Source organism: Ruminococcus sp. zg-924 (assembly GCF_024433635.1).
GTDB lineage: Bacteria > Bacillota > Clostridia > Oscillospirales > Acutalibacteraceae > UBA7067.
Window position 1 is genome coordinate 75,899 of record NZ_WNJZ01000012.1, and the last position, 17,792, is coordinate 93,690.

The following is a 17,792-nucleotide window of genomic DNA, read 5'->3' on the forward strand; positions in this document are numbered from 1 at the left end:
CCTGTTGTTTTTTTATTCTATCAAACTTGAATTAGAATTTCTTTCTTGCAACATATGTTGTGTGCAGAATCTCGTGCGCCTTGTGACTGCCCGGCTTTTCGAGGAATTCCTCGTAAACCTGCTTAATAATCGGGCTGTCGTGTGACTTTCTAAGCGGAAGATTAGCGTCCTCATCATAAAGAGCCTTTGCACGCTCTGCCTTAAGGTCTGTAAAGTTGCGAACGCTTGCCGGCTGAATTGGCTGACCGCCGCCGTTTACACAGCCGCCGGGACAGCACATAATCTCAATAAACTGATAGTCAGCCTCGCCTGATTTAACCTTGTCAAGAATTTTAGCTGCATTCTTAAGTCCGCTTGCTACCGCAACCTTAACCTCAAGACCTGCAACATTGTAAGAAGCCTCCTTGATGCCGTCTGTGCCTCTGACCTCTTTATAATCAACCTCATCAAGTGACTGACCTGTGAGAGTGTCGGCAGCTGTACGCAGAGCAGCCTCCATAACGCCGCCTGTTGCGCCGAAAATAGCCGCAGCACCTGTTGTTATGCCAAGAGCAGGGTCGAAGTCACTGTCAGGAAGCTTTGTGAACTGAATCTGCTGTGCCTTAATCATCTTTGCAAGCTCTCTTGTTGTAAGAGCAATGTCAACGTCAGGAACACCTGCGGCGTTCTGGTCGTCACGGTTAACCTCGAATTTCTTAGCTGTGCAGGGCATAATTGAAACTACCACAATATTTGCAGGGTCAATGCCCTCTTTCTGAGCGTAGTAGGTCTTTATCATAGCGCCTGTCATCTGCTGAGGTGACTTGCAGCTTGAAAGGTTTGGCAAAAGCTCAGGATAATAATATTCGCAGAACTTAACCCAGCCTGGCGAGCAGGAGGTAATCATCGGCAGAGTGCCGCCGTTTTGAACTCTTTCAATAAACTCGTTAGCCTCTTCCATAATTGTGAGGTCAGCGCCGAAGTCGGTGTCAAACACCTTATCAAAGCCGAGCATCTTAAGCGCAGTAACCATCTTGCCCTTTACGTTTGTGCCAATAGGCATATCGAAGCACTCGCCAAGTGTTGCTCTGATAGCCGGAGCTGTCTGAACGACAACATACTTTTCGGGGTCGTCCAATGCGTCGAACACAAGCTGAGTCTGATCCTTTTCAACAAGCGCACCTGTCGGGCAAACAGCAGTACACTGACCGCAGGATACACAGGAGGTACTGTTCAAATCTGTGTTGAAATAACAGCCAATTTCAGTGTCAAAGCCACGGTTGTTTGCGCCGATTACGCCTACAAACTGATCATTGCAGGCTGCAACACAGCGGCGGCAAAGAACGCACTTGCTGTTGTTTCTGATAAGGTGAGGTGTAGAATCATCATACTTCACCTTCGGGTTGTCGCCGTCAAAGCGGCATTCGTCCTCAACGCCGAACTCATAGCACATTTTCTGAAGCTCACAAGAGCCGCTGCGAGGACAGGACAGGCACTTTCTTTCGTGGTTTGAGAGAATAAGCTCAAGAGTAGTTCTTCTTGAATCCTGAACCTTCTTTGTATTAGTGAAAATCTCTGTGCCCTCACGCTCTATCGGGTAAACGCACGAAGCAACAAGGCTTCTTGCGCCCTTAACCTCGGCAACGCACATACGGCAGGCGCCGATTTCATTTATATCCTTTAAAAAGCAGAGTGTGGGGATATTGATGCCAACCTGAGCGGCTGCCTCTAAAATAGTTGTTCCCTTTTCAACGCTTAAGGGGATATTGTTAATTTTAATGTTTATCATTTCCATTTTGCCACACTCCTCTCTTAACCCTTTACAATTGCGCCAAACTTACATTTTTCCATACAAGCGCCACACTTAATGCACTTAGTTGCGTCAATCTTGTGCGGCTCCTTAACCTTGCCGCTGATAGCGCCAACAGGACAAACTCTTGCGCAGGCTGTGCAGCCACGACACTTGTCCTCAACAACACTGTACTGTAACAGCTTCTTACATACGCCGGCAGGGCATTTCTTGTCCTTAACGTGTGCAACATACTCGTCACGGAAGAAGTGAAGTGTTGACAGAACAGGGTTAGGAGCAGTCTGGCCAAGTCCGCAAAGTGCGTTTTCCTTTATGTAGTAGCACAGCTTCTCCATCTTGTCGAGGTCCTCCATCGTGCCGTTGCCCGATGTAATCTTTTCAAGCATTTCAAGAAGTCTTTTTGTGCCGATTCTGCAAGGCGTACATTTGCCGCAGCTCTCGTCAACAGTGAACTCAAGGAAGAACTTTGCAATATCAACCATACAGGTTGTTTCGTCCATTACAATAAGTCCGCCGCTGCCCATCATTGAGCCAATGGAAATAAGGTTGTCGTAATCAATCGGAACGTCGAAGTGCTCGGCAGGAATACAGCCGCCCGACGGACCACCGGTCTGAGCAGCCTTGAACTTCTTGCCGTTCGGAACGCCGCCGCCGATTTCGTCAACGATCTCACGCAGGGTTGTACCCATAGGAACCTCAACAAGGCCTGTGTGTGCAATCTTGCCGCCGAGAGCGAATACCTTTGTGCCCTTAGACTTCTCTGTGCCAACGCTGTTAAACCAATCGGCACCCTTTAATATAATCTGACAGATATTTGCGTATGTTTCTACGTTGTTAAGAATTGTAGGCTTTTGGAACAGACCCTTAACAGCAGGGAACGGCGGACGAGGTCTCGGCTCGCCTCTGTTGCCCTCAATTGAAGTCATAAGTGCTGTTTCCTCGCCGCATACAAATGCGCCTGCGCCAAGTCTTAGCTGAACGTCAAAGCTGAAATCTGTGCCGAAAATGTTGTTGCCCAAAAGTCCGTATTCGTGAGCCTGATTAATAGCGATGCGGAGTCTTTCAACAGCTATCGGGTATTCTGCACGAACATAAATATAGCCCTGTGTAGAGCCGATTGCATAACCTGCAATAGCCATAGCCTCAAGAACTGTGTGCGGGTCGCCCTCAAGAATAGAGCGGTCCATAAATGCGCCCGGGTCACCCTCGTCGGCGTTACAGCAAACATACTTCTGGTCAGCCTGCTGAGCTGCTGCAAAGCTCCACTTAAGTCCTGTCGGGAAGCCGCCGCCGCCTCTGCCACGAAGACCTGATGCCTTTATCTCGTCAATAACCTGCTCCGGAGTCATGCTTGTAAGCACCTTTTCAAGTGCCTTGTAGCCGTCCATTGCAATATATTCGTCTATACATTCCGGATTGATAACGCCGCAGTTTCTCAGCGCTGTTCTCTGCTGCTTTGCATAGAACGGAGTATCGTTGAGCGATTTAATGTTGTCACCGTCAACTGTCTCCTGATACAGAAGTCTTGTTACAATTCTGCCCTTGAGCAAATGCTCTTCAACAATTTCAGGAATATCCTCAACCTTAACCATGCTGTAAAAGCTGCCCTCAGGGTAAACTATCATAATTGGGCCTAAAGCGCAAAGTCCGAAGCAGCCTGTTTTAATAACCTCTACCTCTTTTTCAAGACCTTTTGCCTTAATTTCTCTTTCAAGAGCCTTAATAATCTCTCCGCTGTTTGAGGAGGTACAACCGGTACCGCCGCATACAAGCACATTGGAACGATACATTTATCTTCCTCCTTCATCAGTTAGCGCCGATTGTATACTCATCGACGGCTTTGTTGTTTACTATATGCTCCTCAATAACACGCACTGCTTTTTCCGGCGTCATATCAACATATGTCACCTTGTCCTGTCCGGGGAACTGAACCTCAACTATCGGTTCGTTTTGGCAAAGACCGATACAGCCCATTGCGGTTATCGTAACATTTTCAAGCTTTCTCTTCTCAGCTTCCTCAACAATTGTGTTCAGAACCTCTCTTGCTCCGGCGTTAATGCCGCAGGTTGCAAGACCGACCTTTATTGAAATATTATCGGGGCTTTCGTGTCTTAAATTGAGCTGAAGCCTTGTGTTTTCTCTTATAGCCTGCAAATCAGCCATTGATTTCATTAACTGCACCTCCAAAAATAATCTGTGTTTGAGTATCTAAATATTCTCTTGTCCATTTTGCCGCCTGCGGGCAGTTTGGCGCATCATTTACCGCCGCCTTTATCTGCTCGGTATCAAGCACAAGCTCCCTGTCGCCGCTTATTCGCCTGAAGATAAAATCGACAGACGGGTGGCAAAATGTAAGAAGTCTTACCGTTTTGTTAATATCCCCCAATACGGGAGAGCCGTTTTTGTAAAATTTCGCTTCAACCCTTGTTCCTTTGTCCTTTTGCGAATGAATTATTACTTCGCCGCCCGATTTTTCGGCTGACGCCTTCAGCATCGGCAGTCCGTTTCCTCTGTTATCACCCTTGGTTGAATACTGTGTATTCAATGCAAGGCTTATCTCTTTTTCGCTCATACCGCACCCATCATCAGCAACGGATATGTCATAGCGGTCGGGGTGTTCATAAACTGTGATTTCAATGTTATGTGCGCCCGAATCAACAGAGTTTTCGGCAAGGTCAAGAACAAAAAGTGAAAGCTCGTTCATTAATTGTACTTATCGAGAATTTCAGAAATATCCTCCGGTACAAGTCTGCCGTAAACCTCGTCATTAACGGTCAGAACAGGTGCAAGACCGCAGGCACCGATACAGCGGCAGGCTGTAAGAGAGAACTTGCCGTCCTCTGTACATTCCTCAGGTCCTATGCCAAGCTTCTTTGTTATCTCGTCAATCAGCTTTCCTGAGCCTTTAACATAGCACGCAGTACCAAGACATACAGAGATGTTGTACTTGCCCTTAGGAGTGAGGGAGAACTGCGAATAGAAGGTTGAAACGCCGTAAACCTCTTCAACAGGAACGCCCAAACCCTCTGCAATAATAATCTGAACCTCACGGGGCAGATAGCCGTAAACCTCCTGCGCCTCCTGCAAAACAGGCATAATAGCGCCGGGGTCGTCTTTATGCTTTTCAATAATTTTCTTAAGCTCCGCCTCCTGCTCAGGCGTGCCGTTGAAAGGAATTGTGCTTATCTTTTTTTGCATCTTAGCTCCTCCTTGCGGTTAATTCAGTTGCTATATAGCGCTATATACAAGTATATATAGCACCCATATGAAATAATCATACTACAACAGCCCAAAAATGTCTATGATTAATTTGATAAATTTTGTAGAAAAATTTCATATTATGAAAGTTTAACATAATAATAGGTGTATTTTTAGTCAATTTTGCGGCGGCATATTTATGTATAATAACAATAAAAATCGAAAAAATTTGCATATTGCACTACAACAGCCTCTTGTTATTGTAACTATCTACAAAAATGTACTTAAGTTATTGCAATAATTATAAATTGTTGTATAATTTAATCGTTTCAAGCTTTAAAGCTTAGGCGCTTTAAAGCGATAAAGTATAGTGACGGTGATAATACTGAATTTCTAATTCTGATTATTCATTATGCATTATTCAATTATTCATTTGTTGCCGTTTGCGACAAGAAACAGGAGGTAGAACCCTATGGTTATGTGGCTTACACTAATTCTTTATTTGCTTGCAATGGTTGCTATCGGCGTTTACTGCCGTAGAAGAACAACCAACGTAAGCGAATTTGTACTTGGCGGACGAAATGTCGGCGGCTGGATGACAGCCTTTGCATACGGTACATCATACTTTTCCGCTGTTATATTCATTGGTTATGCCGGACAATTCGGCTGGAGCTACGGTGTAGCTTCAACGTGGATAGGTATTGGCAATGCGGTGATAGGCAGTCTGCTTGCTTGGGCGATTTTAGGTGACCGCACTCGCAGAATGACAAAACAGCTTAATGTATCTACAATGCCGGAATTCTTTGAAAAGAGATATATGTCAAAGTCGCTTAAGATTGCGGCGGCGCTTATAGTGTTTGTCTTTTTGATTCCGTACACAGCGTCTGTTTACAACGGACTTTCAACCCTGTTTGCATCTGCTTTTTCAGGCATTGACTATAATGTGTGGATAATTGTTATGGCACTTCTCACAGCAGTATATGTTATCCTCGGCGGATATATGGCAACTGCGGTAAATGATTTTATTCAGGGAATTATAATGCTGTTTGGTATTACGGCTGTTATCTTCTGTGCTATTAACAATCAGGGCGGACTTTCGCAGGCTCTTGAGAATATGTCGCTTATTCCGACGGCAAACGGCGACACAGGCGCATATGCCTCAATCTTCGGACCGGACCCGATTAACCTTATTGCAGTTGTTATTTTAACATCTCTCGGCACGTGGGGTTTGCCGCAGATGGTTCAGAAGTTCTACGCTATTAAGGATAAAAAGGCTATCAAGAGAGGCACAATTATTTCAACACTGTTTGCGGTTGTTGTTGCAGGCGGCTCATATTTCCTTGGCGGATTCGGCAGACTTTTCGCAACAGTTACAGGCGAAGAGGGAAAGACAGCTATTTCCGTACTTGCTAACGGAAAGCCGGACTTTGACTCAATTGTTCCGGCTATTCTGCAAAGCGCAGTGCCTGATGTTCTGTTCGGTATAGTTGTTGTTCTGGTGCTTTCGGCTTCAATGTCAACGCTTGCAAGCCTTGTGCTGACGTCAAGCTCAACTCTCACTATTGATATGATTAAGCCGTTTTGCAAAAAGGGTATGAGTGAGAAAAAGCAGGTTCTTACAATGAGAATCTTCATCGCTGTGTTCCTTATAATCTCGGTTATCATAGCAATTTTCAAGAACGACCTCAACGCTATGGGCATCAATATCAGCGCACTTATGTCAATCTCTTGGGGTGCTCTTGCGGGTGCGTTCCTTGCTCCGTTTTTGTACGGCCTTTTCTCAAAGAAAATTACAAAGGCTTCGGTCTGGCTCAGCTTTGCAACAGGCGTGCTTTTAACCGTTGTTTCAATGGTACTGTTCAATGTCGGACTCTTCCCGGAGCTTACAAAGTGGGCGGCTTCGCTTCCGCTTAATCTTGCTTCACCAATAACCTGGGGTGCAATCGCAATGATACTCGGACTTATAGAGGTTCCGATAGCAAGTCTTGTTACAAGAAACAAAAATCAAAAGGAAATAGATAAATTATTTGACGAATTCAAACAAACAGTGTAAAATAATGTAATATAAGAGAGGCTGCGGAGCGGTAAAGCTTTTCGCAGCCTTGCTGTGCAGAATAAAGACTAATAAAAAGGAGAATTACAATGTTTTTCCAAAAGGATATTGAAACAATGCCTCGTACCGATATAGAGGCTATACAGCTTGAACGGCTCAAAAAAATAGTAAAATACTGCTACGACAACATCGGTTTTTACAACAAAAAGCTCACTGAGGCAGGAGTTTTTGACGGTTCAAAAATTAAGGCTCTTTCGGATATTCAGTACATACCATTTACAACGAAGGACGATATCAGGGATAACTACCCGTTTAATATGCTAGCCGTTCCGATGAAGGATATTGTCAGAATTCATGCGTCATCAGGTACAACCGGCAAGCCGACCGTCGGCGTTTACACAAAGGCTGACCTTGATATGTGGAGCGATTGTGTTGCTCGTGTTGCTGTTGCAGGCGGTGCAACTGCTGACGATATTATACAGATAAGCTTTGGCTACGGACTTTTTACAGGTGCTTTGGGACTTCACTACGGCCTTGAAAAAATCGGCGCAACCGTTATTCCTGCTTCATCGGGAAACACCGCAAAGCAGCTTATGATGTTCCGTGACTTCGGTGTTACAGGTCTTGTTGCTACGCCGAGCTATGCACTCTATTTGAGCGAGGCTATGAAAGAAGCAGGCTATCCGATGAGCGACTACAAGCTTCGTCTTGGTATTTTGGGCAGCGAGCCTTGTACCGAGGAAATGAGAGCGCAGATTGAGCAGAATATGAGGGTAAGAGTATCAGACAACTACGGACTTACCGAGATTGGCGGTCCGGGCGTCAGCGGTGACTGCGAGATGAGAAACGGTATGCACTTTGCCGAGGACCACTTCCTGCCTGAGATTATTGACGCAAAGACAGGTCAGCGGCTTGGTGAAAACGAGGTAGGTGAGCTTGTTGTTACAACGCTTACAAGACAGGGTATGCCTGTGCTCAGATACAGAACAAAGGATATAACCAAGATTACATACGAAAAGTGTGAGTGCGGCAGAACACACGCAAGAATGGCCAAGACTATGGGCAGAACGGACGATATGCTGATAATCAAGGGCGTTAATGTGTTCCCAACCCAAATTGAAAGCGTGCTTGTTAGCATGCAGCACGTCAGCCCGCACTATCAGCTTATTGTTCGCAGGGCTAACTTTAAGGATAACCTGGAGGTCAAGGTTGAGCTTGAAAACGGCGATTTGCTTGAAAACTTTGCTGACTTACAGGCGTTGCAGAAGTCAATTCACGATAAGCTAAAGAGTGTGCTGGGACTTGAAACAAAGGTAACGCTTGCCGAGCCGAAGTCGCTTGAGCGATTTCAGGGTAAGGCAAAGAGAATTCTCGATTTGCGCAATGAAGGATAAATAAAAATATAATGCCGCCGCCCGATTCTTCGACAAATTCGGGCGGCGGCATATTATATAATAGAAACTGTTCGGCGCTAAAATGGTAAAACAAAGCTGCCGCACTTTTGTGCGGCAGTATCGTTTGCTTTGCTGTGTTTTTATGAATGAGTTAATACCGGCTCGGCGGTTTTTGGGGATGTGTTCTCAGGCAGAGCGTACTTCTTTTTAAAGCTTTCGTACTCGGTTTTGTACTGACCAAATTCATAGCCCCTGATTTCGTGCAGATATTCGTGAGTTTCAAAGCTCTCCTTGTTAACCTGTATCATACAAACCGCAATGTTGGAGCAGTGGTCGGAAACCCTTTCGTAGTTTGTAAGCAAATCTGAGAAGATAAAGCCCAGCTCTATTGTACAGCCGCCTTCTCTAAGACGGGCAATATGGCGTTTCTTGAGCTTGTCACGCAGATTGTCAATAACCTGCTCAAGCGGCTCAACCTTGTCTGCAAGGGAATAATCGTTGTTGTTGAATGCTTCAATGGCAATGTCGAGAATTTCACGCAGGGCGTTTGTCATAACCTTGATTTCCTCCATAGCCTGCGGTGAGAAGGAAATCTTCTTCTGCTGCATTTCCTTTGATACATCGTGAATGTTCAGTGCATGGTCACCAATTCGCTCAAAGTCGCCTATGCAGTGCAGAAGCTTTGAAACCTCCTTGCTGTCGCTGACGGAAAGCGTTTTGCTGCTCAGCTTTACAAGGTAGGAGCCGAGAACATCCTCGTAGTTGTCAATAGCGTCCTCACGCTCAATAATGTTCTGAGCAAGCTTTTCGTCATAGCCGTTCTCAATGAGCAGAAGTGCGTCGAGGATTGTTTTCTTAGACAGCGTAGCCATCTTTACAGCCATCTTGTGGCACTGTTCTGTTGCAAGACCCGGAGTGTTCAAGAAACGCTGGTCAAGGAACGGTGCGTCCTCGTCTTCAACTTTATCCTTGATTGTAAGGCAGGCGAGCTTTTCAAGCAGCTTAGAGAACGGGAAAAGAATTACGGTTACAATAACATTAAAGCAGGTGTGAATTACAGCTATTGAGGCAGGTGTTGCTACCTCGTTTACAAAGCTGAAGTTCAAAAAAGCGTTTAAAGTGTAGAACGCTGTACCAACGATGATTGTTCCTATTATATTAAAGTACAGGTGCACAAATGCGGCACGCTTTGCGTTTTTCTTTGCACCAATACAAGACAGAAGCGCTGTAACGCAGGTGCCTATGTTTTGTCCCATAACAATAGGAATGGCGGTTGAAATTGAGATAATTCCGGTTGAGGAGAGTGCCTGCAAAATGCCGACAGAAGCCGAGGAGGACTGAATAACAGCCGTTAAAAGAGCGCCGGCAAGAATTCCGAATATAGGATTCTGGAAGATAATCAGGAAGTTTGCAAAGTCAGGATTGTCGGCGAGAGGGGTCATGGCACTGCTCATTGTTGTCATACCAAACATCAATACAGCAAAGCCTACCATAATACTGCCTATATTCTTTTTCTTGCCGTCCTTGCAGAACATAATAAGGAAAATACCGATGATTGCAACGATAGGCGAGAAGTTTTTAGGCTGAACGAGCTGCATAACAAGGCTGTCGCCCTCAACTCCGGTGAGGCTTAAAATCCAGCCGGTGATTGTTGTACCGATATTTGCACCCATAATGATGCCAATAGCCTGATACAACTTCATTATGCCTGAGTTTACAAAGCCGACAACCATAACCGTTGTGGCTGATGAGGATTGGATAACGGCGGTAACGCCTGCGCCTAAGAGGAGTCCCTTAATTGTGGTGTTTGACATTTTTTCAAGGGTCTTTTCAAGGCGGCCGTCAGATGTTTTTTCAAGGCCGTCGCCCATTACGTTCATACCGTACAGGAACAGCGCAAGACCTCCTATAAAGGAGAGAACAGAAAATAAATCCATAAAGCTTGTCCTTTCTAAAGTGTAGTTATTACAATATCTTTACAACAAATTTATAATAACCGCAGAAAGTAAAAGTAGGGTATACGTTTTGTAAAATCTGTGTAAAGTGAGGCTCAAGCAGTGCAGAATAAAACGGGGTGTAGAGGACAAAAATTTGTGATAATTGCCATTATTTTTCGATGATGTAAAATTAATGAATTGTTCACGAATTGTCTTTATATTACTTATACAATTTGCTATAATTGTAAACGAAGAAAAGAGGTGAAGTTTTACAAAATGAACATTATTATGCTGTTAAAGCCAAAATGCGACGTTGCCTATATATATGAAAACAACAGTATCCGGCAGGGTCTTGAGAAAATGCGTTACCACGGCTACACAGCTATTCCGGTAATCGCCAAGAACGGAGAATACGTTGGAACGGTAAATGAAGGAGATTTTCTGTGGCATATTCTTGACAGTAACGATTGCTCGCTGAAAAAGCAGGAGAGCTACACTGTTAAAGATATATTAAGAAAGGGCTTCAATCCGCCGGTGACGATAACTACCCCAATAGAAACGCTGCTGCTCAGAGTAATGGATCAGAACTTTGTTCCGGTTATAGATGACAGAGGAGTGTTTATGGGTATTATAACCAGAAGTGACATAATTAAATACTATTACAATCAGAAAGCAATAGATGAAGCAATAGCCTCAATAATGAAGGTGAGCGTTTAATAGGATAAATAGAGTGTAAGCAGTAACAGCTTTGCGCAAAGGCAGTGCCGTAAAGTGTAGTCTGTTGGAAACGGTCTTGTCCGTTTTATCTGTTAGCACAATGTCGGAAAAATCGGCTTCCTTAATTTAAGGGAGCCGTACTTATTACGGCTGAGAAAGCCATAAAAACAAAAAGCAAATTTTTTTGATAAAAAATTGATAAAAGTGTTGACAAAAGTGCCCGCAGGTGTTATTATATATGAGCGTCAAGTGAGAAACTTGAATGTGCTGGTGTAGCTCAGTTGGTAGAGCAGCTGATTTGTAATCAGCAGGTCGGGGGTTCAAGTCCGTCCACCAGCTCCAAAGAAAGGCTATTTGCCGTATGGCAGTAGCCTTTAAATATGGGAGATTTCCCGAGCGGCCAAAGGGGGCAGACTGTAAATCTGTTGCAATTTGCTTCGGTGGTTCGAATCCACCATCTCCCACCAAACTCAAATAATCCGAACATTTTACTAATAGGTGAAACGTTCGGATTTTTGGTTTTTATAAGACACGATTAAAAAAAGAGCTCTGAACGAATCAGAGCTCAAAAAATTAATGCTTATCAGCTTTATGCTTTGATAATGTGCTGCCAGCTTTAGATTTTGCTTTTTGTGTGGATGATTTGGAAGCGAGAGTTTTGCCTGCTTTTCCCACTTTTCCACCATGATGCACAGCCATATATACACCTCCCAGAAATTTTGTTGTATTCATTTTACTTTAATTTGTTTACAGGAATTTTAAATGCTTTTTTACCATAGTTTTTAGCGTAGTATGTAACACCGTTGATGGTTATGCTTGACCTGAAAACATATTGAATATGTTTTTTATCTGCCATGTCAATTACCTTTGCCTTTCCCAACGGCGCCATAAAAATTCTTGACGAATTCAAAAAATTATGATAACATACAAGTGTACAGGTTAGTATGTCGGGTTTCTGCCGTTGTATTAACCCTCAAGCAGTAGTTGCCGCTACTGCTTTTTTTATTGCCAATTGCGATTATACGCAATTTCAGCAGCTTGGTATGATACTTTGCATTTGTCCTTTATTTCCTCAATGCTCATAAATTTTGTTTGAGCTCGTGGAATTAGGAGTGCACTTGCAAAAGTGTTTGCTTGCCATTCTGGATCACAGTATTTTGGAATTAGCTGATTTGTCCTTGCAAAAGAATATCCGTCTTGATGCAAAAAATAGTGTCCGACCTCGTGTGCTATAGTGAATCTATCTCTACCAATATCCTCGCAAGCTCTGTCGTATACAGATGATAAGATTTTCATCGTGTTGTTGGTCGGATCATAATAAGCATACATTCCAGGTGATAGTTCATTGGATGAAGCGTATTCGTAATTAAATGTTTCATCAATAGCAGGAATAACTATTTCGACAAATGAAACTATATCAAAGTAGCAGTCGCTGCAATTGAAACGCTGTCTTATATTGTTAGTTAATAGTTCTATTTTTCTTCTGCTCAACGCTGGTGCTATTGCTGTAGACATTTTATTCCCCCTTATTCAAAAGTTTGATTATTTTTTCTACTTCTTCGTCTGACAGTGTATCAAATTTTCTGGCAAATACGAAACTCAAATCTCTTTGTGCAGGTGTTTGGTTTGATAGATTGATACTTATATTGTCAATAGTTGTATAGTAGGCATCCTCAATTCGTTCTCTATCCGCATCTGTTAAATCATATGTGATAAATAAAGCTTGCATAAATTTTTGAGTTGGTTCTCTTTTTCCGTTCTCGATAGCGGATAAGTACGCAGAAGTAATGCCTAACTTAGAAGCCATATCTTTAAGAATTTCGTTATATTCTATCCTTAAAATCCTTAATTCTTTACCTAATGCAGTTAGCATAACTATCCTCTCCGATCAAAAAAATATTTTTTGAGTATCTTGCCCGCTATTATATTAACACACAAGATTACGATTGTCAATAAAAAAATTAAAATTATTAACAAAATTGTTGATTTTAATTTACCTATTTGTTTATCTGTTAGATAACACTCAACAAAACAATAAAGCTACCGCAAGGCATATTGCTTACCCAACTCCATGCCTTGCGTGCTTGTTATGCTGTCATTTTATGATTAGATTGTTCCTCTTTTTCTTTTTGCTGTTTCCATTCCTCAAATTCTCTTTTGCCTTCTTCGCTTTCAAAGAAAGCAATTATGTCAGGCAGGAAACATCTGGCGATGGTTTCAAGCTCTTCCTTTGGAATGTTGCTTTTGTGTGCCGACATATGTCATCACAGCGTTTAATTTATTTGGCTCGTCCTCCTTTACATATTCATTTTAAAGCCGCCCTGTGGGTTTGATTTCTGTGTATTTTTTCTTTCCTTAAGAGGCTTTTTCATTGTTGTGCAGTCCTCTACAGGGTGGTCGTTGTCTAAAATATTTGTGAGATCTGCGACCAGATATGCAATATCATTTCCGTTATTGCCGTAATAGCTGTCGGTATCAAAGCCAGGAAAAACAGTATCCTCGCATGATGATTCAGTTTCTCCTCCGCCTGACTGATACTGTATGAATATTTCTCGCTCGTACTCCCAACCTGTTGTGAGGCATTCTTCGCCGCATCGTTTATCTGACTGACATAATCGTTCGTCATATTCTGAAGCTCCGTCTTGAAGGTTTGCGCCATTGAGTTGGAATTGTCGATAGATTTCTGCAAAGTATTCATCTGGCGGTTGAGATATATTTGTATTTCCTCTTTCGTAGTCAGGTCTGAAACTTCGTCCAGTATTGATTTCAGCATATCTATCTGTGCAGTCTGAGTTGAAATTAATGCTTTCCAGTTCTGCTCCGTAACCGCTACGCAAGGTTCTGCTTTTGAGGCGATTTGCATTTGCTTCCTGGCTTGCTCCTTTAATTCCTGAGGTGATTTCTTCCCGTATTCTGAATTCATTTTCCATATTCTCCTTAAAATATTTTTCTTCGTGTAATTTATTATCCCTGCACTTCATCCCATACGGTGTAGTGTAGGTGATGCTTTTTCTTTCTGCCGTCCACTTAACTTCATAACCCTCATTTTCCATAAGGCTTATAAAGTGTTCCTTTGAGGTTGCATATTTCATAGCTTCATCAATAGCTATTGTGAGCTGTAACTTCCAACTTTGACCTTTGTCTGCTGAACGATATTCTCTTGCTGACATCTGTTTTACTTTTTGCGGTTTTGGGATTACTACGGATAAACCGTACTCTCTGCACAACTTGTCCGAGTAATCTCTCAGTCTTTGTATTTCATTTTTGTCGGGATGATATTTCAATCCTGTTTTAGCACTGACTGAATTTACAATGAAGTGTGAATGTATATGCTCTCTGTCAATATGAGTAGCAACTAAAACTTCATAGCCTTTGAATTGTTCTTGTGCAAACTTTATTGCTATTTCGTGAGCTGTTTCAGGTGTTACAGGTTCATCGGGATGGAAAGACTGAAACAGATGATAGTACATTCTGCCGTCTGTTTTTCCATACTGAATCTTTGTATTCATCATTTCGTTGAATGCCGATTGTGGAACACAATTAATTCCGCTGACAAGTTTCCTGCCATTGTATAAGGTTTTCTTATCCTGCTTGCAGTAGGCAAGAATTGAGGCCAGCCCTTGCCGTGACTGCATTCGTTTGCTTGCGATGAATTTTACTGTTGCTATTGTGACCACCTCTTTCTGTCAAGCAAATCAGTAAGTAGCTTATTTATCTTTGCATACTGATTTGTGATCTCAGCAAGATTAAAACAATTGACTTTGCCCATATTACAAAGTGTTGCAATTTGATTTATGTTTCTTCCGATAGACTTTTGCTGACGGATAACTTCATTGAGTCCGTCAATAACAAAGATTTGTTTTCCAAGGCAAGTTTTGGTTACATATTCGGTTAAAGTTAATTTTGCATTGTTTGCTTTATTGTGAATCTTCTGTAAATCGGATTCAGATATTCTTATGCTCATTTTTCTGTCTTTCATTTAGGTTTCCTCCTTTGCCAATTAAGTGGGTTCGGGCTTCTGCCCGTATCTTGCATGGGCAGGTCAACGACCAGCCGAATGCGTTGCTTGCCACAGCTTAAAAGCTGTGAAAATGTGAAATCTAACTTTATGCTAAATTTATAATCTGGTATTTTAAATTACTTTCGGCCACAACCCGCCCAAATTTCGATTTTTACTTGCATTCGGGTACTTTATCCGTTTTCTCTTGAAAGTCGGACAAACTCGCAAATTCTGCCCAATATCTGCTTTGCGGACAATAAGGACGATAAAAACGATAAATCAGACGGCTATGTTTTCATCGTACTTATCGTACCTGACGTACTCACTGTCCGAATCATCAATCTCAAAATCATATTTGATTTCAACCTTTCTGATGTTATTTTCCTTATACGATTTGAAATAAACATGGTTGTCATTCAGATTATACTTCCACTTGTTCATCATCCTTTTCAGAATACGAGCCGAAAGACTTTTGCCTGAAAAAGCATTGTAGCGTTCAAGAAATTCTGCGTTACTGCCGTTGAAATGTTTTTCTGCTTTCATCATCTCAATAAGCAAATTCATTTCATCAGGCAAAAGCATATTAGGATTTTCAGTGCTGTCCGAGACCATTTGCCATGTACAGTCATCCCTTGAAAATAAAAGTTCAATTTCTCTGTCCTCAATATCTCTTCCCGTACAAAATAAAGTTGCATTGCCTTGTGTCCGCTTGCTTTTCTTCAAAACAAAAAGCGCGTCTGCACAGCCTGCTATACCGTTTGTGCCTGAAATCTCATTGATTGGGTCAGAGTCGCCTTGCTTTCTTAAATGATGAACGAGGAGAATTGCAATTTTTAATTCATCAGCAAGTTTCTTAAGCTGCTGCACTTCCTGATAATCATTTGAATAGCTCGAATCCCAATTTGCAGAACGGATAAGCTGAAATGTATCAATGATAATCAAGACGGTATCCTTGTGCTCATCAATAAATGTTCGAATCTGTTCTTCCAACTTTTCATCAAGTTTTGAACAATCTGTAACAAAATGAACATTACTCGGCGCTTCATCGGTTATCGCTGTCAGCCTGTCCTGCAATCTGCTTTCATCATCTTCAAGCGACAGATACAGAGTTGTACCGCCGTCGGTATGCAGATTCCATACATCTTCGCTTTTTGCAATCCGAACGCACCAGTCAAGAACAAGCCACGACTTACCTACCTTTGGCGAGCCAGCTATAATCGAAAGACCGCTTGCGAGAAGTGAATTGATTATAAACTTCTTTCTCGGCAAATCTTTTTCCATAAGACTTGCACCGTCAATTGAATCGAATCTTGCCTTACTGCTCAACTCCAAATTTAAATTCTGAATCATTTTTCTCCTTTCCCTGTTACTCATACCTTATATGATTTATAAATATTTTAGCTCCGGTATGGTTATACAGTTGTAATCCAAAAGCTATTGGAATTTTTTCACCGGTGTGATACAATAATCTCATATTTTTCAAGAAAAATATATGACAAAGTGAATTGAAGTGATTTTTATAATTTTCACTTCAGGACAGAGGTATATATGGCAAAGCACGAAGGTTTATTATTAAAAATTGATTCCAAAGGAAATATTTCCGGATATATGCAGGAAAACGACAATAAGATTCCAATTGAAAATACGACTATCAAAGATGAGTTGATTAGTTTTTCAGAAGAAGATTTTGAGGATTATTCTGAACTGCAAAATGAAATAAGAAAAGTTTACAGAACCTATCCTGACGAAAGCGAAGAAAGACTTGCTCTGATTAAAAATTTAACAGCAAAAGCAGAAAAGGCATTAGCGACATACAGATCGTTTTACGGTCTGTTGAACAGACTTATGATTGAGGATTTTTTAGGAGAGGACGACGTAACTGAAAACTATCTGCGAGAATACGCAAGCTATCTTGACCAGATAAAAACCATTCAGTTTTTTGTTTTGCGCTTTTTCAGCGATTTATCAAGTCAAAAAGAAATAGATATTAATGAAGATTTCAATTACAACAGCGTACAGATTTCCACTGTATTTTATTTCGAGGACAACAAATCCAGACAGATGTACCATGTCCGTAACCTTACAGAGTATTATTTTCTGCTGTTGCATTTATTTGTTGAGAACGAATACCGCCTATGCCGCTGTCAGCTCTGCGGCAGATACTTTGTGCCAAAGACAAAAAAGAAAACTCTGTACTGTGACAGAGTTCTGAAAAACGGTAAAACTTGTAAGGAATTTGCGCCGAGATTAAAGCACCGCATACTGGCAAACAGAAATGAGGTGCTGAAAGCTTTTGACACACAGCGAGGCAAAATGTATAAGCGTTATGAAAGAACACTGAACACACCCGATACTGTGGAAAAGCCTTTGAGTTTTGAAGAATATTATGATTGGCTTGAAAAAGCGAGAACTGTGAGAGATAATTATCTTGAGGATAAAACTTCCAAGGAGGAAGCATTGAATATAATTTGTATTGAGTAAAATTTGCAAAAAGTAATCGGATAGGCAGTCAATTTTCCATTGATTGCTTATCCGATTTTTTAATTAATGGGTTTACCCAGTTCAACGCCGTGCGTTGAACAAACAACCACCCGCTATGCGGGTGTGCATAAAAAGTTATACAAAAAAATCACCAATCGATATACAATAAGATTGTTCAAGTCTATTGTAAATAAAGAAAGGTGATTTTAATGGCTAATCAAAC

At 42.0% G+C, this 17,792-nt stretch carries 18 protein-coding genes and 2 tRNA genes; 6 read left to right on the plus strand and 14 right to left on the minus strand.

The genetic code is table 11. The features are described 5' to 3' along the window. Positions 1-31 precede the first annotated feature (31 nt). From GMA13_RS07090 to nuoE, 5 genes are read right to left on the minus strand one after another with little or no spacing between them, the layout of a single operon-like run. Positions 32-1,774, minus strand: a complete 1,743-nt coding sequence (locus GMA13_RS07090) for an NADH-dependent [FeFe] hydrogenase, group A6 (protein ID WP_255883409.1) — start codon at positions 1,772-1,774, stop codon at positions 32-34. A gap of 17 nt (positions 1,775-1,791) precedes the next feature. After that, positions 1,792-3,579, minus strand: coding sequence for an NADH-quinone oxidoreductase subunit NuoF (locus GMA13_RS07095; protein WP_255883410.1), 1,788 nt, complete (start codon positions 3,577-3,579; stop codon positions 1,792-1,794). 16 nt (positions 3,580-3,595) lie between these two features. Continuing rightward, entirely contained in the window at positions 3,596-3,961 is a 366-nt protein-coding gene (locus GMA13_RS07100; RefSeq protein ID WP_255883411.1) for a ferredoxin, read from the minus strand. Continuing rightward, the gene (locus GMA13_RS07105) at positions 3,945-4,493 is read right to left on the minus strand and encodes an ATP-binding protein (RefSeq protein WP_255883412.1); all 549 of its coding nucleotides are present in this window, start codon (positions 4,491-4,493) and stop codon (positions 3,945-3,947) included. The genes GMA13_RS07100 and GMA13_RS07105 overlap by 17 nt, the downstream gene beginning before the upstream one ends. Then, entirely contained in the window at positions 4,493-4,987 is a 495-nt protein-coding gene (nuoE, locus tag GMA13_RS07110) for an NAD(P)H-dependent oxidoreductase subunit E (RefSeq protein ID WP_255883413.1), read from the minus strand. Before nuoE ends, GMA13_RS07105 begins: the two co-directional genes overlap by 1 nt. A 472-nt stretch (positions 4,988-5,459) precedes the next feature. On the opposite strand from nuoE, the gene GMA13_RS07115 reads away from it, so the two are divergent. Together GMA13_RS07115 and GMA13_RS07120 are read left to right on the plus strand one after the other, a co-directional pair. After that, positions 5,460-7,040, plus strand: a complete 1,581-nt coding sequence (locus GMA13_RS07115; protein WP_255883414.1) for a sodium:solute symporter — start codon at positions 5,460-5,462, stop codon at positions 7,038-7,040. 89 nt (positions 7,041-7,129) lie between these two features. After that, a complete protein-coding gene (locus GMA13_RS07120) occupies positions 7,130-8,434 on the plus strand; it encodes a phenylacetate--CoA ligase family protein (protein WP_255883415.1) in 1,305 nt (434 codons plus the stop codon). A gap of 140 nt (positions 8,435-8,574) precedes the next feature. On the opposite strand, the gene GMA13_RS07125 is transcribed toward GMA13_RS07120, so the two are convergent. Further along, on the minus strand, positions 8,575-10,371 hold the full coding sequence (locus GMA13_RS07125) for a Na/Pi cotransporter family protein (protein ID WP_255883416.1): 1,797 nt from the start codon (positions 10,369-10,371) through the stop codon (positions 8,575-8,577). Between the two features lie 276 nt (positions 10,372-10,647). Between GMA13_RS07125 and GMA13_RS07130 the strand changes: the two genes are divergently transcribed. From GMA13_RS07130 to GMA13_RS07140, 3 genes are all read left to right on the plus strand, one after another. Beyond that, the gene (locus tag GMA13_RS07130) at positions 10,648-11,088 is read left to right on the plus strand and encodes a CBS domain-containing protein (RefSeq protein ID WP_255883417.1); all 441 of its coding nucleotides are present in this window, start codon (positions 10,648-10,650) and stop codon (positions 11,086-11,088) included. A gap of 266 nt (positions 11,089-11,354) precedes the next feature. Beyond that, positions 11,355-11,430: transfer RNA gene (locus GMA13_RS07135), tRNA-Thr, on the plus strand. A gap of 40 nt (positions 11,431-11,470) precedes the next feature. Further along, positions 11,471-11,555, plus strand: a tRNA-Tyr gene (locus GMA13_RS07140). A gap of 106 nt (positions 11,556-11,661) precedes the next feature. Here GMA13_RS07140 and GMA13_RS07145 read toward each other — a convergent pair. From GMA13_RS07145 to GMA13_RS07180, 8 genes are all read right to left on the minus strand, one after another. Further along, the gene (locus GMA13_RS07145; protein ID WP_255883418.1) at positions 11,662-11,787 is read right to left on the minus strand and encodes a hypothetical protein; all 126 of its coding nucleotides are present in this window, start codon (positions 11,785-11,787) and stop codon (positions 11,662-11,664) included. Positions 11,788-11,821: 34 nt separating this feature from the next. Beyond that, on the minus strand, positions 11,822-11,977 hold the full coding sequence (locus tag GMA13_RS07150; RefSeq protein WP_255883419.1) for a hypothetical protein: 156 nt from the start codon (positions 11,975-11,977) through the stop codon (positions 11,822-11,824). 113 nt (positions 11,978-12,090) lie between these two features. Beyond that, the gene (locus GMA13_RS07155) at positions 12,091-12,603 is read right to left on the minus strand and encodes an ImmA/IrrE family metallo-endopeptidase (protein ID WP_255883420.1); all 513 of its coding nucleotides are present in this window, start codon (positions 12,601-12,603) and stop codon (positions 12,091-12,093) included. A gap of 1 nt (position 12,604) precedes the next feature. Continuing rightward, entirely contained in the window at positions 12,605-12,961 is a 357-nt protein-coding gene (locus GMA13_RS07160; protein WP_255883421.1) for a helix-turn-helix domain-containing protein, read from the minus strand. A gap of 214 nt (positions 12,962-13,175) precedes the next feature. Further along, on the minus strand, positions 13,176-13,346 hold the full coding sequence (locus GMA13_RS07165; protein WP_255883422.1) for a hypothetical protein: 171 nt from the start codon (positions 13,344-13,346) through the stop codon (positions 13,176-13,178). Positions 13,347-13,385: 39 nt separating this feature from the next. Continuing rightward, on the minus strand, positions 13,386-14,723 hold the full coding sequence (locus tag GMA13_RS07170) for a relaxase/mobilization nuclease domain-containing protein (protein WP_255883423.1): 1,338 nt from the start codon (positions 14,721-14,723) through the stop codon (positions 13,386-13,388). A gap of 29 nt (positions 14,724-14,752) precedes the next feature. Then, positions 14,753-15,067: a plasmid mobilization relaxosome protein MobC gene (gene mobC, locus GMA13_RS07175; protein ID WP_255883424.1), complete on the minus strand. Its 315-nt coding sequence runs from the start codon at positions 15,065-15,067 to the stop codon at positions 14,753-14,755. 300 nt (positions 15,068-15,367) lie between these two features. Further along, positions 15,368-16,438: an AAA family ATPase gene (locus GMA13_RS07180; protein WP_255883425.1), complete on the minus strand. Its 1,071-nt coding sequence runs from the start codon at positions 16,436-16,438 to the stop codon at positions 15,368-15,370. A 198-nt stretch (positions 16,439-16,636) separates the two neighbouring features. Here GMA13_RS07180 and GMA13_RS07185 point away from each other — a divergent pair, with 198 nt between their 5' ends. Beyond that, positions 16,637-17,569 (plus strand): DUF6076 domain-containing protein, encoded by a 933-nt coding sequence (locus GMA13_RS07185; protein WP_255883426.1) that lies wholly within the window; start codon positions 16,637-16,639, stop codon positions 17,567-17,569. Positions 17,570-17,792 lie beyond the last annotated feature (223 nt).

Coding starts and splice junctions, on each gene's coding strand:
- GMA13_RS07105 (WP_255883412.1), bottom strand. CDS start 4,493: ATGAACGAGCTTTCACTTTTTGTTCTTGACCTTGCCGAAAACTCTGTT.
- GMA13_RS07170 (WP_255883423.1), bottom strand. CDS start 14,723: ATGCAGTCACGGCAAGGGCTGGCCTCAATTCTTGCCTACTGCAAGCAG.
- GMA13_RS07130 (WP_255883417.1), top strand. CDS start 10,648: ATGAACATTATTATGCTGTTAAAGCCAAAATGCGACGTTGCCTATATA.
- GMA13_RS07095 (WP_255883410.1), bottom strand. CDS start 3,579: ATGTATCGTTCCAATGTGCTTGTATGCGGCGGTACCGGTTGTACCTCC.
- GMA13_RS07125 (WP_255883416.1), bottom strand. CDS start 10,371: ATGGATTTATTTTCTGTTCTCTCCTTTATAGGAGGTCTTGCGCTGTTC.
- mobC (WP_255883424.1), bottom strand. CDS start 15,067: ATGAAAGACAGAAAAATGAGCATAAGAATATCTGAATCCGATTTACAG.
- GMA13_RS07165 (WP_255883422.1), bottom strand. CDS start 13,346: ATGTCGGCACACAAAAGCAACATTCCAAAGGAAGAGCTTGAAACCATC.
- GMA13_RS07120 (WP_255883415.1), top strand. CDS start 7,130: ATGTTTTTCCAAAAGGATATTGAAACAATGCCTCGTACCGATATAGAG.
- GMA13_RS07160 (WP_255883421.1), bottom strand. CDS start 12,961: ATGCTAACTGCATTAGGTAAAGAATTAAGGATTTTAAGGATAGAATAT.
- GMA13_RS07090 (WP_255883409.1), bottom strand. CDS start 1,774: ATGGAAATGATAAACATTAAAATTAACAATATCCCCTTAAGCGTTGAA.
- GMA13_RS07155 (WP_255883420.1), bottom strand. CDS start 12,603: ATGTCTACAGCAATAGCACCAGCGTTGAGCAGAAGAAAAATAGAACTA.
- GMA13_RS07100 (WP_255883411.1), bottom strand. CDS start 3,961: ATGAAATCAATGGCTGATTTGCAGGCTATAAGAGAAAACACAAGGCTT.
- GMA13_RS07185 (WP_255883426.1), top strand. CDS start 16,637: ATGGCAAAGCACGAAGGTTTATTATTAAAAATTGATTCCAAAGGAAAT.
- GMA13_RS07145 (WP_255883418.1), bottom strand. CDS start 11,787: ATGGCTGTGCATCATGGTGGAAAAGTGGGAAAAGCAGGCAAAACTCTC.
- nuoE (WP_255883413.1), bottom strand. CDS start 4,987: ATGCAAAAAAAGATAAGCACAATTCCTTTCAACGGCACGCCTGAGCAG.
- GMA13_RS07150 (WP_255883419.1), bottom strand. CDS start 11,977: ATGGCGCCGTTGGGAAAGGCAAAGGTAATTGACATGGCAGATAAAAAA.
- GMA13_RS07115 (WP_255883414.1), top strand. CDS start 5,460: ATGGTTATGTGGCTTACACTAATTCTTTATTTGCTTGCAATGGTTGCT.
- GMA13_RS07180 (WP_255883425.1), bottom strand. CDS start 16,438: ATGATTCAGAATTTAAATTTGGAGTTGAGCAGTAAGGCAAGATTCGAT.